The organism is Massilia sp. R2A-15, assembly GCF_030704305.1.
Classification (GTDB): domain Bacteria; phylum Pseudomonadota; class Gammaproteobacteria; order Burkholderiales; family Burkholderiaceae_D; genus JAFCUW01.
This window is the reverse complement of sequence record NZ_CP131935.1, coordinates 4,420,520-4,434,011: the sequence shown is the minus strand read 5'-3', so window position 1 is coordinate 4,434,011 and position 13,492 is coordinate 4,420,520. Positions and strand designations below refer to the sequence as shown.

Sequence of the window (13,492 nt, the reverse complement as noted above, 5' to 3'; positions counted from 1 at the left end):
ACAATCGCCGCACCCGGTTTTTTGATTGTTCCACGTGGAACATCGTTGTTCCGCAAGTCGCTAATCTGGCGGCAAAAGAGTCGTCGAGGCAAAAAGACTCTATAATCTGGCCTCACACTCCCTCGCTTTACGCTTCCAAACATGCTATTTCCTACTGAATTCGACGTCATCGTGGTCGGTGGCGGTCACGCCGGCACCGAGGCCGCCCTCGCTTCCGCCCGTATGGGGCAGAAGACTTTGTTGCTTACGCATAACATCGAGACGCTGGGCCAGATGTCCTGCAACCCCTCGATTGGCGGCATCGGCAAGGGCCACCTGGTCAAGGAAGTCGATGCGATGGGTGGTGCGATGGCCATCGCCACGGACGAGGCGGGAATCCAGTTCCGCATACTGAACTCGTCCAAGGGCCCTGCCGTCCGCGCCACACGGGCACAAGCCGACCGCATCCTGTACAAGGCGGCGATCCGCGCGCGACTGGAAAACCAGCCGAACCTGTGGCTGTTCCAGCAGGCCGTGGACGACCTGATGATCGAAGGCGACCGCGTCGTCGGCGCGGTCACCCAGATCGGCCTGCGCTTCCGCGCCCGCGCGGTGGTGCTGACGGCCGGTACTTTCCTGGACGGGAAGATCCACGTCGGCCTGCAATCGCACTCGGCCGGCCGCGCTGGCGACCCGCCGGCGATCTCGCTGTCGGCGCGCCTGAAGGAATTGAAGCTGGGGCAGGGCCGCCTGAAGACGGGCACGCCGCCGCGCATCGACGGCCGCTCGATCGATTTCTCGGTGATGACCGAGCAGCCGGGCGACCTCGATCCGGTTCCGGTGTTCTCGGTGATGGGCAACGCCGCGATGCATCCGAAGCAGATTCCGTGCTGGATGACCCACACCAATGCGCGCACCCACGACATCATCCGCGCCGGCCTGGACCGCAGCCCGATGTACACCGGCGTCATTGAAGGGGTGGGGCCGCGCTACTGCCCGTCGATCGAAGACAAGATCCACCGCTTCGCCAGCAAGGATTCGCACCAGATTTTCCTCGAGCCGGAAGGCCTGACGACCAACGAGTTCTACCCGAACGGGATCTCGACCAGCCTGCCGTTCGACGTGCAGATCGACCTGGTGCGCTCGATGAAGGGCATGGAGAACGCCTTCATCCTGCGTCCCGGTTACGCCATCGAATACGATTATTTCGACCCGCGCGGCCTGAAAACCTCGCTGGAAACCAAGGCCATCGGCGGCCTGTTCTTCGCCGGCCAGATCAACGGCACCACCGGCTACGAAGAAGCGGCGGCGCAGGGCATGCTCGCAGGCATCAACGCGGCGCGCCTAACCCAAGGCAAGGACGCCTGGGTTCCGGGGCGTTCGGAAGCCTACCTGGGCGTGCTGGTCGATGACCTGACCACCCAGGGCGTGGCCGAGCCGTACCGCATGTTCACCAGCCGCGCCGAGTTCCGCCTGAGCCTGCGCGAGGACAATGCCGACATGCGACTGACCGAAATCGGCCGCGAGCTGGGCGTGGTCGGCGACGCCCAGTGGGCCGCCTTCGACGCCAAGCGCGAAGCCGTGGCGCGCGAACTGGAGCGCCTGCGTTCGACCTGGGTGAACCCGCGCATCCTCGCCGCGGCGGAGTCCGAGCGCGTGATCGGCCAGGCCATCGAGCGCGAATATTCGCTGGCCGACCTGCTGCGCCGGCCGGGCGTGGAGTACGACAAGCTAATGGGCATGACCGGCGTCGACGGCCAGCAACTGGCCGGCCCTGGCGTCGAGGACGGCGCCGTGCGCGAGCAGATCGAGATCCAGCTGAAGTACGCCGGCTACATCGACCGCCAGGCGAAAGAAGTCGAGCGCCACGACCACTACGAAAACCTGAAGCTGCCGGAGGGGTTCAACTACCTCGACATCAGCGCATTGTCGATCGAAGTGCGGCAAAAGCTCGACAAGCAGCGCCCTGAAACCCTGGGTCAGGCATCAAGAATTTCCGGGGTGACACCTGCCGCCATCTCGCTTTTGCTGGTACATTTGAAAAAACGCGGTGCGAAAGGATTTACCACCCTCAACGAGGAGCTGGCTCAATGAAGTTTTTCGACCGCGCAGTCCTTTCAAAAGCATTAGCAGACGGCATCAAAGCATTATCGCTGGACCTGGATGAGAAACAGCACGAACAGCTGCTCGATTACCTGGCGCTGCTGTTCAAGTGGAATTCAGTCTATAACCTGACCTCGGTGCGCGACCCGATGCAGATGGTCACGCACCACCTGCTCGATTCGCTGGCCGCGGTGCCGGCCTTCGACGGCGCGCAGAACGTGCTCGACGTCGGGGCAGGGGGCGGCCTGCCGGGTATCGTGCTGGCCATCGCCAAACCGGGCATGAAAGTATCGCTGATCGACACGGTGCACAAGAAAACAGCATTCCTCAAGCAAGTGAAGGCCGAACTGGGCCTGGCCAACGTCACGGTGTACACGGCCAAGGTGCAGGAAGTGCAGGTGCCGCAGCAATTCGACGTCATTACCTCGCGCGCCTTTGCCGACCTGTCGGACTTCGTCAACTGGTCGGGACACCATCTGGCCGAGGGCGGAAAATTCATCGCTTTGAAAGGGGTGGCCCCGCCGGACGAACAGGAGCGGCTGCCGGGCGAGTGGAAAGTGAGCGAATTGAGGCCTTTGGAGGTGCCGGGGCTGAATGCGGAGCGGCACCTGGTATTCATCGAACGATCCGGGCAAACCGGGTAAATCATATAAACCGTATAAATGGTTTATACCAGATATACCGAATAAATCGTTTATACGATTTAGATAGTATGAATGGTATAAATCGAATTCCTTGCGTCGACTATAAGAACATACATGGCCAAAATATTTTGCGTAGCAAACCAGAAGGGCGGAGTAGGCAAGACCACTACCAGCGTCAACCTGGCGGCGGGGCTGGCGAAGCTGGATCAGCGGGTGTTGCTGGTGGACCTGGACCCGCAGGGCAATGCGACGATGGGCGCCGGCATCAACAAGGCCGGCCTGGAAGCGTCGACGTATGAAGTGCTGCTGGGCGAGGCCGACGTCAACGCGGCGCGCCAGCGTTCCGAGTCGGGCCGCTTCGACGTGCTGCCGTCGAACCGCGAGCTGGCCGGCGCCGAAGTCGAGATGGTGGAACTCGAGCAGCGCGAGCGGCGCCTGAAGGATGCGCTGGCCGTGGTCGACGCGGAGTACGACTTCATCCTGGTCGACTGCCCGCCCGCGCTGTCGATGCTCACGCTCAACGGCCTGTGCGCCGCGCACGGCGTGATCATCCCGATGCAGTGCGAGTACTACGCCCTCGAAGGCCTGTCCGACCTGGTCAACACGATCAAGAAGGTGCACGCGAACCTGAACCACGACCTGAAGATCATCGGCCTGCTGCGGGTGATGTTCGATCCGCGCATGACGCTGTCGCAGCAGGTGTCGGCCCAGCTCGAGCAGCATTTCGGCGACAAGGTATTCAAGACCATCATCCCGCGCAACGTGCGACTGGCGGAAGCGCCGTCGTACGGCGTGCCTGGCGTTGTGTTCGATCCGTCCTCGAAAGGCGCGCAGGCGTATGTCGCCTTCGGCGCCGAGATGGTCCAGCGCATCAAGACAATGTAATCAATAGAGAGAAACACGAAACATGGCAACCAAAAAACTCAAGGGCCTCGGCCGCGGCCTCGAAGCGCTGCTCGGCGGCGACGGCGATTTCACCCAGCAGCCGGCCGACGCCGGCGCGCCGTCCTCGCTGCCGGTGACGCAGCTGCAGGCCGGTAAATACCAGCCGCGCACCCGCATGGACGAAGGCGCGCTGAACGAACTGGCCGCGTCGATCAAGAGCCAGGGCATCATGCAGCCGGTGCTGGTGCGCCCGGTCGGCAACGACGGCAGCGTGATGCGCTACGAAATCATCGCCGGCGAACGCCGTTTCCGCGCGGCGCAGCTGGCGGGCCTTGAGCAGATCCCGGTGCTGGTGCGCGACGTGGACGACCAGGCCGCCGCGGCGATGGCGCTGATCGAGAATATCCAGCGCGAAGACCTCAATCCGCTGGAAGAGGCGCAGGGCATCCACCGCCTGATCGACGATTTCCATTTCACCCACGAGCAGGCCGCGCACGCGGTGGGCCGTTCGCGTTCGGCGGTGTCGAACCTGCTGCGCCTGATGAACCTTGCGCAGCCGGTGCAGACCATGCTGATGGCCGGCGACATCGACATGGGCCACGCGCGCGCGCTGCTGGCGGTCGATGCGGCGACGCAGATCAGCCTGGCCAGCCAGGTGGTGGCGAAACGCCTGTCGGTACGCGAGACGGAAAAGCTGGTAACGCGCACGATGGAAGAGGCCGCCAACCCGGCCGTGCCGCGCAGCAAGGAAAAATCGGGCGACATCGTGCGCCTGGAGGAAGAGCTGTCGGACAAGCTGGCCACGCCGGTGCTGTTCAAGATGGGCGCCAAGGGACGTGGCCAGATGATCATCGATTTTGCCGACCTCGACATCCTGGACGGCGTGCTGGCCCGCCTGCGCGCGTAAATCAAAACGCGGCCGAGCCGGCGCCGCATTGAGCATCGGGGTCTGGTCCTGCGGACCCGACCCCATTTTTCATCTTTAAGTCATTGACCCCAGGCAAGTTTCCGCCTTTCCGCCAGATTACACAATCTTGCTCGCACCGCAACGGAACAAGCGTGGTTTTCGAGGTCTTTTACGCATCTTTTAAGTGCGTCAACGTTTGACGCGTATCTGCATAAACCTTATAATCCCGCTGATTCACGCAATTCCACCACACGCGACACAGCTTTTTTACGCTGAAAAAAGAACAAAAAATGTTGCGCATAGTTTCCCTGCAATTGATGGCAACAGTAGTCGCTGGCGTAATCGCCTGGCTGCTGGCGGGCTGGCCTGCGATGTTTTCCGCAATGCTGGGTGGGTTTTGCTGTGTCGTTCCTAACGGTCTGTTCGCGTTGCGCCTGTTCGCCAACGCCCAGAAACCCGGTGGCGCGAACCCGATGACGTTCATGATCGGTGAATTTATCAAGATTGCATTGACGGTGGCGCTGCTTGGCGCGACCGCATGGCTGTACCGCGATTTGAACTGGCTCGCACTGATTTGCGGCTTCATCGTGGCACTGAAAAGTTACATCATCTTATTGTTTAGGCGCTAGACATGACTACTGAAACCGTGGCGGCAGCAGCACACCCGGCAGCCGAGCATACGCTCACTGCAGGGCAATACATCACCCACCACCTGGGACACCTGCGTTCGGCGCCCCAGCCTGGCATCATCGATTTCCACGTCATCAACTACGACACCATCCTGTGGTCGGTGCTGATGGCGATCGTCGCCTTCTTCCTGCTGCGCGCGGCCGCTACCCGCGCCACCTCCGGCGTGCCGACCCGCTTCCAGGCGGCTGTCGAAGCGCTGGTCGAGCTGGTGGAAGACCAGTCGAAGGCCATCGTCCACGGCGACCGCAGCTTCATCGCCCCGCTGGCGCTGACCGTGCTGGTCTGGGTCATCCTGATGAACTCGATGGACTTCCTGCCGGTCGATACTTTCGCCTGGATCTTCGACAAGATGGGCATCCACAACGCCGAAGGCCACGGTCCGTTCTTCCGCGTCGTGCCGACCGCCGACCTGAACGGCACCTTCGGCATGGGCCTGGTGGTGTTCGCCTGCATGATTTACTACGGCATCAAGATCAAGGGCGGCGGCGGCTTCGTGCACGAGCTGTTCACCGCACCGTTCGGCAAGCACCCTGCGCTGTGGATCTTCAACTTCGGCCTGAACCTGATCGAATACGCGGCCAAGACCGTTTCGCTGTCGATGCGACTGTTCGGCAACATGTTTGCCGGCGAACTGCTGTTCCTGCTGATCGCGCTGCTGGGCGCTACCTGGGTCGGTTTCACCACCCAGAGCGTCGCACTGGCCGGCCTGCATGTTCTCCTCGGCACGGGCTGGGCGCTGTTCCACCTGCTGATCGTGCCTCTGCAAGCGTTCATTTTCATGATGCTGACGCTGGTGTATATCGGCCAGGCGCATGAAGGGCACTAAGTTTTAATTGTAGGTCGTAGTTTTTATTTTAACGTTTTACTTTTTTGATTATTTAAGGAGTTTTTGATGACTAACATCGCTTTCGTAGCACTGGCTTGCGGCTTGATCATTGGTTTGGGTGCTATCGGTGCATGTATCGGTATCGGCATCATGGGCGGTAAGTTCATCGAAGCTTCGGCACGTCAGCCAGAACTGATGAACACCCTGCAGACCAAGATGTTCCTGCTGGCCGGTCTGATCGACGCTGCATTCCTGATCGGCGTTGGTATCGCGATGATGTTTGCGTTCTCCAGCCCGTTCCCTGCGTAAGCGGTAGTTCTCAATAGCCGGGCTTTGCGTTTGCGCGGGGCCCGGCATACGTCATTCTGAGAAGGAAAATGCTGTGAATTTAAATTCGACAATGTTCGTCCAGGCGATCGTCTTCCTGATCCTGGCATTTTCGATCGCCAAATTCGTGTGGCCGCCGATCATGGGCGCACTCGATGCCCGCGCGAAGAAAATCGCCGAAGGCCTCGCCGCCGCCGACCAGGGCAAACTGGCCATGGCAGCTGCCGAGAAGCGTGTGCAAGCCGAACTGGCTGGCGCCCGCGACGAAGGCCAGAAGCGCATCGCCGACGCTGAAAAGCGCGCGCAGATGGTCGCCGACGAGATCAAGGCCAACGCCAACGCTGAAGCCGCCCGCATCGTGGCGCAAGCCAAGGCCGACGCCGAGCAGCAAGTGACCAAGGCCCGCGAAGAACTGCGTGCGCAAGTTGCCGGCCTGGCCGTCAAGGGCGCCGAGCAGATCCTCAAGCGCGAAGTGAACGCATCGGCCCACGCCGACCTGCTGTCGCAACTGGCAACCGAGCTGTAATCATGGCAGAACTCGCAACCGTCGCCCGTCCCTACGCCGAAGCGCTGTTCCGCGTCGCCCAAACCGGCGACATGGCAGCGTGGTCCGGCCTCGTGTCCGAACTGGGCAACATCGGTGTCAACCAGGATGTGCAGGCCTTCGCCCGCAATCCGAACGTGACGCCGGCTCAGGTCAACGACACGTTCGCTTCGCTGGTCAAGTCGCCGCTGGGCGCTGAAGGCAAGAACTTCATCGCCATGCTGATCGAAAACGGCCGCGTCGCGCTGCTGCCTGAGATCGCCGCGCAATTCGCTGTGCTGAAAAACGCCCAGGAAGGCGCTGCCGACGCCAGCATCATCAGCGCGTTCGACATGTCGAGCGACCAGGTTGCGCAACTGGTCTCGACACTGGAAAAGAAATTTGGCCGCAAGCTCAACCCAACGGTGACAGTGGATCCATCGCTGATCGGTGGTGTGCGCGTGGTCGTCGGTGATGAAGTGCTCGATACCTCGGTACGCGCCAAGCTGCAACAGATGAATGTTGCGCTGGCGTCGTAACGCTCGCACACACCGGCGCCCCGCCTCTTGCCCTACGCATCAAGAAACTATTAGGAGTTAGCATGCAACTTAACCCATCTGAAATCAGCGAACTGATCAAGAGCCGGATCCAGGGCCTCGAAGGTTCCGCTGAAGTTCGTAATCAAGGCACGGTTATCTCCGTCGCCGACGGTATCTGCCGTATCCATGGTCTGTCGGACGTGATGCAGGGCGAGATGCTGGAATTCCCAGGCAACACCTTCGGCCTGGCCATGAACCTCGAGCGCGACTCGGTCGGCGCCGTGATTCTGGGTGCTTACGAGCACATCTCGGAAGGCGACACCGTCAAGACCACCGGCCGCATCCTGGAAGTGCCGATCGGTCCTGAGCTGCGTGGCCGCGTGGTCAACGCGCTGGGCCAGCCGATCGACGGCAAGGGTCCTGTCAACGCGCAGCTGACCGCGCCGATCGAAAAGATCGCTCCGGGCGTGATCGCCCGCCAGTCCGTGTCGCAGCCTATGCAGACCGGCCTGAAGTCGATCGACTCGATGGTACCTATCGGCCGTGGCCAGCGCGAGCTGATCATCGGCGACCGCCAGACCGGTAAGTCGGCTGTCGCAGTCGATGCGATCATCAACCAGAAGGGCCAGAACATGACGTGTATCTACGTCGCGATCGGCCAGAAGGCATCGACCATCAAGAACATCGTGCGCTCGCTCGAGCAGCACGGCGCGATGGAGTACACCATCGTCGTGGCCGCATCGGCGTCCGAATCGGCGGCGATGCAGTACATCAGCCCGTACTCGGGTTGCGCCATGGGCGAATACTTCCGCGACCGCGGCGAAGACGCGCTGATCGTGTACGACGACCTGTCGAAGCAGGCAGTCGCCTACCGCCAGATCTCGCTGCTGCTGCGCCGTCCGCCAGGCCGCGAAGCGTACCCAGGCGACGTGTTCTACCTGCACAGCCGCCTGCTCGAGCGCGCAGCACGCGTGAACCCTGACTACGTCGAAAAGTTCACCAACGGCGCCGTCAAGGGCAAGACCGGCTCGCTGACCGCGCTGCCGATCATCGAAACCCAGGCAGGCGACGTGTCGGCCTTCGTTCCGACCAACGTGATTTCGATTACCGACGGCCAGATCTTCCTGGACACCTCGCTGTTCAACTCGGGCGTGCGTCCGGCCATTAACGCGGGTATCTCGGTATCGCGCGTCGGCGGTGCAGCACAGACCAAGGTCATCAAGAACCTGTCCGGCGGTATCCGTACCGACCTAGCGCAGTACCGTGAGCTCGCTGCGTTCGCGCAGTTCGCATCGGACCTGGACGAGTCGACCCGCAAGCAGCTCGACCGTGGCGCGCGCGTCACCGAACTGCTCAAGCAGGCTCAGTACTCGCCGCTGCCGATCTCGCTGATGGCCGTGTCGCTGTTCGCCGTGAACAAGGGCTTCTTCGATGACGTCGCCGTCAACAAGGTGCTGGCGTTCGAAGCCGGCCTGCACGGCTACATGAAGACCAAGCAAGCTGCCCTCCTGGCCAAGATCGAAGAAAGCAAGGCAATGGACAAGGACGGCGAAGCCGCGATGTCCGCCGCTGTTGCTGAATTCAAGAAATCCGGCGCATATTAATAGTCTGACGGCGCCGCGGTGACGCGGCGCCCGAAAGCGCACAAGGAGTAAGGACTCATGGCAGCAGGCAAAGAGATACGAGGCAAGATCAAGAGCGTAGAGAATACGAAGAAGATCACCAAGGCGATGGAAATGGTCGCCGCGTCGAAAATGCGCAAGGCGCAGGATCGCATGCGGGCCGCCCGTCCCTACAGTGACAAGATTCGGAATATCGCCGCCAATCTGGCCAGTGCCAATCCGGAATACACGCATCCGTTCATGGCGCAAGCCAAGGGCACGGAAGCGAAAGCCGTCGGCTTCATCATCGTCACCACCGACAAAGGTCTGTGCGGCGGCATGAACACCAACGTGCTGCGGATGGTCACGCAGAAAACACGCGAGCTGGAAGCAGCTGGCAACAAGATTGAAGCAGTTGCCATTGGCAACAAGGGTTTGGGTTTCTTGAATCGGGTGGGCATCAAGGTCGTGTCGCATGCGATCCAGATTGGCGACACGCCGCACCTGGAAAAGTTGATCGGGCCGGTCAAGGTCATGCTCGACGAATTCCAGGAAGGCAAGCTCGACGCCGTCTACCTGTGCTACACCAAGTTCGTCAACACGATGAAGCAGGAGCCGATGGTGGAGCAGTTGCTGCCGCTGCCGGCCGCCAAGCTCGAAGGCGACAAGGGTAACCACTCGTGGGATTACATCTACGAGCCGGAAGCGCAAACCGTGATCGACGAATTGCTGGTGCGTTACGTCGAGGCGCTGGTGTACCAGGCAGTGGCGGAAAACCTGGCATCTGAGCAGTCGGCGCGCATGGTCGCGATGAAAGCGGCGAGCGACAACGCCGGCAGCGTCATCGGCGAGCTGAAGCTGGTCTACAACAAGACCCGCCAGGCAGCGATTACCAAAGAACTCTCCGAGATCGTCGCCGGTGCGGCAGCGGTCTAAACCCGAATTAAATTAAATATAGAAGGAACGAACATGGCTGATGGCAAAATCGTTCAGTGTATCGGCGCGGTGGTGGACGTTGAGTTCCCACGCAATGCAATGCCGAAAGTTTTCGACGCACTGAAAATGGAAGGCTCCGAACTGACCCTGGAAGTACAACAGCAGCTTGGCGACGGCATCGTCCGTACCATTGCGCTGGGCAGCTCGGAAGGTCTGCGTCGCGGCATGACCATCCAGAACACCGGCAACCCAATCATGGTGCCGGTTGGCGTCGCGACCCTGGGCCGCATCATGGATGTGCTGGGCAACCCGATCGACGAGTGCGGTCCTGTCTCGAACGAGCGCACCGCCTCGATCCACCGCGTGGCTCCTGCGTACGACGAACTGTCGCCGTCGCAAGACCTGCTGGAAACCGGCATCAAGGTTATCGACCTGGTCTGCCCGTTCGCAAAAGGCGGCAAGGTCGGTCTGTTCGGCGGTGCAGGTGTGGGCAAGACCGTCAACATGATGGAACTGATCAACAACATCGCAAAAGCGCACTCGGGTCTGTCCGTGTTCGCCGGCGTCGGTGAGCGTACCCGTGAAGGTAACGACTTCTACCACGAGATGGCTGACGCCAAAGTGGTTGACCTGGAAAACCCTGCCAACTCGAAAGTGGCGATGGTCTACGGTCAGATGAACGAGCCGCCAGGTAACCGTCTGCGCGTCGCGCTGACCGGCCTGACGATCGCTGAATCGTTCCGTGACGAAGGCAAGGACGTTCTGTTCTTCGTCGACAACATCTACCGCTTCACGCTGGCCGGTACCGAAGTGTCCGCACTGCTGGGCCGTATGCCATCGGCGGTGGGTTACCAGCCGACCCTGGCCGAAGAGATGGGCCGCCTGCAAGAGCGCATCACCTCGACCAAGACCGGTTCGATCACCTCGATCCAGGCCGTGTACGTGCCAGCGGACGACTTGACCGACCCGTCGCCTGCAACCACCTTCGGCCACCTGGACTCGACCGTCGTTCTGTCGCGTGACATCGCCTCGCTGGGTATCTACCCTGCGGTCGACCCGCTCGACTCGACCTCGCGCCAGCTGGACCCGCTGGTCGTCGGCCAGGAGCACTACGACACCGCGCGCGCTGTCCAGGGCACCCTGCAGCGTTACAAGGAACTGCGTGACATCATCGCGATTCTGGGCATGGACGAGCTGGCTCCTGAAGACAAGCTGGTCGTCGCTCGCGCACGTAAGATGCAGCGTTTCCTGTCGCAGCCGTTCCACGTCGCTGAAGTGTTTACCGGTTCGCCGGGCAAGTACGTTTCGCTGAAAGACACGATCAAGGGCTTCAAGATGATCGCGTCGGGCGAACTGGACCACCTGCCTGAGCAAGCGTTCTACATGGTTGGCACGATCGAAGAAGCAATCGAAAAAGCCAAGAAGCTCGGTTAATTCGGCTCCTTCACAGCGATAGGACAACACATGGCAAACACTATTCACGTTGACGTTGTATCGGCAGAGTCCCTGATTTTTTCGGGCGAAGCCGAGTTCGTCGCGTTGCCGGGTGAAGCGGGTGAGCTGGGGATCTATCCCAAGCACACCCCGCTGATCACGCGCATCAAGCCGGGTGCTGTACGGATCAAGGTAGTTGGCCGCGAAGAAGAAGAGTTCGTCTTCGTCGCGGGCGGCCTCCTGGAAGTGCAGCCGAACGCGGTGACGGTCCTGGCCGATACCGCGATTCGCGGGCATGACCTTGACGAAGCAAAAGCGCTGGAAGCCAAGAAGATGGCCGAAGAGCTGATGGTCAACAAGGACTCGAAGATCGACTACGCGAAAGCGCAGGCTGAGCTGGCAACCGCCATCGCCCAGCTGGCCGCAATCGCCAAGCTCCGCCACAAGCGGTAAGCGTCGCGCATGCACAAAAAAAAGGCAGCCTCGGCTGCCTTTTTTCATTGTTGGCGTCGACGCCGGGGGCGGGTACGGCGGCCCAGGCTTTACTTGCATCGCAAGATCAGCGATACTCGGGCGCAATCATTCCCTTTAAACAACTTCTGGAGAGGGGCGTCCCTTGCCGGGCGCAAGCACCCATGACCGTACTTCGCCTCATTCCCCTGCGCGCCATCCTGTCCGCCGCCGCGATCGCCCTTTGCACGCCGTCGATGGCGCACGCCGCAACCCCGGCGCCGCTGCCGCCCGACACGGTCCGCCTGCTCGGCCATATCTCCGCCGACACCATGCGCACGCACCTGACCTACCTGGCGTCCGATGAGCTCGGCGGACGCGGCACGCCGTCGCCGGGGCTGGACCTCGCCGCCGATTACATCGCCGCCCAGTTCCGCCGCGCCGGCCTCGAGCCGCTGGGTGACGACGGCTATTTCCAGACCGCCGACTGGAACCTGATCAACCCCCGCCGCCACAAGAATCCGCCGGCCCCCGACGCCGCGCCGGTGAAGGTGCGTAACGTCGTCGGCATTCTGCGCGGCTCCGACCCGGTCCTGCGCGATACCTACATCCTGGTCACCGCGCACTACGACCACCTCGGTACCCGCCCGGGCAGCGGCGACCAGATCTACAACGGCGCCAACGACGACGGCAGCGGCACCGTGTCGGTGATCGAGCTGGCCAGCGCCTTCGCCGCGCAGCCGGTGCGCCCGAAGCGCAGCATCGTCTTCATGACCGTATTCGGTGAGGAACATGGAATGGTCGGTTCGCGCTATTACGGCGCCCATCCGCTGGTGCCGGTCGAGCGCACCGTCGCCGGCATCAATCTCGAACAGGTTGGCCGGACCGACGATGACGAGGGCGAGCAGAAGCTCTCGGCCGGCGTGACCGGCTTCGATTTTTCCGAAGTTGGCGCCATCCTCCGCCAGGCCGGCGAGCAGACCGGCATCCGGATCTGGAAGCACCCGGTCAACAGCGACAGGTATTTCGCCCTCAGCGACAACCAGGCGCTGGCCAACCACGGCATCCCGTCGCATACCGTCAGCGTCGCCTACAGCTACCCGGACTATCATCGCGCCACCGACCACGCCGACAAGATCGACTACGACAACATGGCGGCGGTCGACCGCGCCATGGCGCTGGGCATCTCGATGATCGCCAATAATCCGAAGGCGCCCGCATGGGACACGGCCAATCCCAAGGCGGCCGATTACCTGAAAATCTGGAACCAGCGCAACTTGAAATAGGGATACGGGCCGTATACATGCCGGCGGATGACTTGACCGACCCGTCGCCATCACCTCGGCCGATACCGCGATTCGCGGGCATGACCTTGACGAAGCAAAACCGCTGGAAGCCAAGAAGATGGCCGAAGAGCTGAAGGTCAACAAGGACTTGAAGATCGACTACGCGAAAGCGCAGGCTGAGCTGGCAACCGCCTCGCCCAGCTGGCCACAATCGCCAAGCTGCGCCACAAGCGGTAAGCGTCGCGCAAGCACAAAAAAGACAGCCTCGGATGCCTTTTTTAATGGTGGCATCCTATAATCCCACGAAATGCTTGACCCATACGCAAGATAGTCGGAAATCGGCGATGAATTTTCAATCGAAC

14 protein-coding genes and 1 pseudogene are annotated in these 13,492 nt (G+C 61.4%); all 15 read left to right on the top strand.

Annotated elements, in window-relative coordinates; all coding sequences use genetic code 11:
• Nucleotides 1–141: 141 nt before the first annotated feature.
• Nucleotides 142–2,073: a tRNA uridine-5-carboxymethylaminomethyl(34) synthesis enzyme MnmG gene (mnmG, locus tag Q4S45_RS20430; RefSeq protein ID WP_305507238.1), complete on the top strand. Its 1,932-nt coding sequence runs from the start codon at nucleotides 142–144 to the stop codon at nucleotides 2,071–2,073.
• Nucleotides 2,070–2,726, top strand: coding sequence for a 16S rRNA (guanine(527)-N(7))-methyltransferase RsmG (gene rsmG, locus Q4S45_RS20425; protein WP_305507237.1), 657 nt, complete (start codon nucleotides 2,070–2,072; stop codon nucleotides 2,724–2,726). Before mnmG ends, rsmG begins: the two co-directional genes overlap by 4 nt.
• 114 nt (nucleotides 2,727–2,840) lie before the next feature.
• Nucleotides 2,841–3,611: a ParA family protein gene (locus Q4S45_RS20420; protein ID WP_305507236.1), complete on the top strand. Its 771-nt coding sequence runs from the start codon at nucleotides 2,841–2,843 to the stop codon at nucleotides 3,609–3,611.
• Between the two features lie 22 nt (nucleotides 3,612–3,633).
• A complete protein-coding gene (locus tag Q4S45_RS20415; RefSeq protein ID WP_305507235.1) occupies nucleotides 3,634–4,518 on the top strand; it encodes a ParB/RepB/Spo0J family partition protein in 885 nt (294 codons plus the stop codon).
• A 290-nt stretch (nucleotides 4,519–4,808) separates the two neighbouring features.
• Nucleotides 4,809–5,147 (top strand): ATP synthase subunit I, encoded by a 339-nt coding sequence (locus tag Q4S45_RS20410; RefSeq protein ID WP_305507234.1) that lies wholly within the window; start codon nucleotides 4,809–4,811, stop codon nucleotides 5,145–5,147.
• A 2-nt stretch (nucleotides 5,148–5,149) separates the two neighbouring features.
• Complete coding sequence (gene atpB, locus Q4S45_RS20405) at nucleotides 5,150–6,034, top strand: F0F1 ATP synthase subunit A (protein ID WP_305507233.1); 885 nt, start codon at nucleotides 5,150–5,152, stop codon at nucleotides 6,032–6,034.
• A gap of 66 nt (nucleotides 6,035–6,100) precedes the next feature.
• Nucleotides 6,101–6,343 (top strand): F0F1 ATP synthase subunit C, encoded by a 243-nt coding sequence (gene atpE, locus Q4S45_RS20400; protein ID WP_305507232.1) that lies wholly within the window; start codon nucleotides 6,101–6,103, stop codon nucleotides 6,341–6,343.
• 73 nt (nucleotides 6,344–6,416) lie between these two features.
• Nucleotides 6,417–6,887, top strand: a complete 471-nt coding sequence (locus tag Q4S45_RS20395) for a F0F1 ATP synthase subunit B (RefSeq protein WP_305507231.1) — start codon at nucleotides 6,417–6,419, stop codon at nucleotides 6,885–6,887.
• Between the two features lie 2 nt (nucleotides 6,888–6,889).
• Nucleotides 6,890–7,423 carry a F0F1 ATP synthase subunit delta gene (locus tag Q4S45_RS20390; protein WP_305507230.1) on the top strand — a complete coding sequence of 178 codons (534 nt, stop codon included), beginning with the start codon at nucleotides 6,890–6,892 and terminating at the stop codon, nucleotides 7,421–7,423.
• A gap of 62 nt (nucleotides 7,424–7,485) precedes the next feature.
• Nucleotides 7,486–9,027, top strand: a complete 1,542-nt coding sequence (gene atpA / locus Q4S45_RS20385) for a F0F1 ATP synthase subunit alpha (protein ID WP_305507229.1) — start codon at nucleotides 7,486–7,488, stop codon at nucleotides 9,025–9,027.
• Nucleotides 9,028–9,084: 57 nt separating this feature from the next.
• Nucleotides 9,085–9,960 (top strand): F0F1 ATP synthase subunit gamma, encoded by an 876-nt coding sequence (gene atpG, locus Q4S45_RS20380; RefSeq protein ID WP_305507228.1) that lies wholly within the window; start codon nucleotides 9,085–9,087, stop codon nucleotides 9,958–9,960.
• Nucleotides 9,961–9,993: 33 nt separating this feature from the next.
• Entirely contained in the window at nucleotides 9,994–11,394 is a 1,401-nt protein-coding gene (atpD, locus tag Q4S45_RS20375; protein WP_305507227.1) for a F0F1 ATP synthase subunit beta, read from the top strand.
• A 30-nt stretch (nucleotides 11,395–11,424) separates the two neighbouring features.
• Nucleotides 11,425–11,847: a F0F1 ATP synthase subunit epsilon gene (locus Q4S45_RS20370; protein WP_305507226.1), complete on the top strand. Its 423-nt coding sequence runs from the start codon at nucleotides 11,425–11,427 to the stop codon at nucleotides 11,845–11,847.
• A 182-nt stretch (nucleotides 11,848–12,029) separates the two neighbouring features.
• A complete protein-coding gene (locus Q4S45_RS20365) occupies nucleotides 12,030–13,130 on the top strand; it encodes a M28 family peptidase (RefSeq protein ID WP_305507225.1) in 1,101 nt (366 codons plus the stop codon).
• A 58-nt stretch (nucleotides 13,131–13,188) separates the two neighbouring features.
• A pseudogene (locus Q4S45_RS20360) lies at nucleotides 13,189–13,367 on the top strand (ATP synthase delta/epsilon chain alpha-helix domain-containing protein); the annotation flags it as partial.
• Between the last annotated feature and the right edge of the window lie 125 nt (nucleotides 13,368–13,492).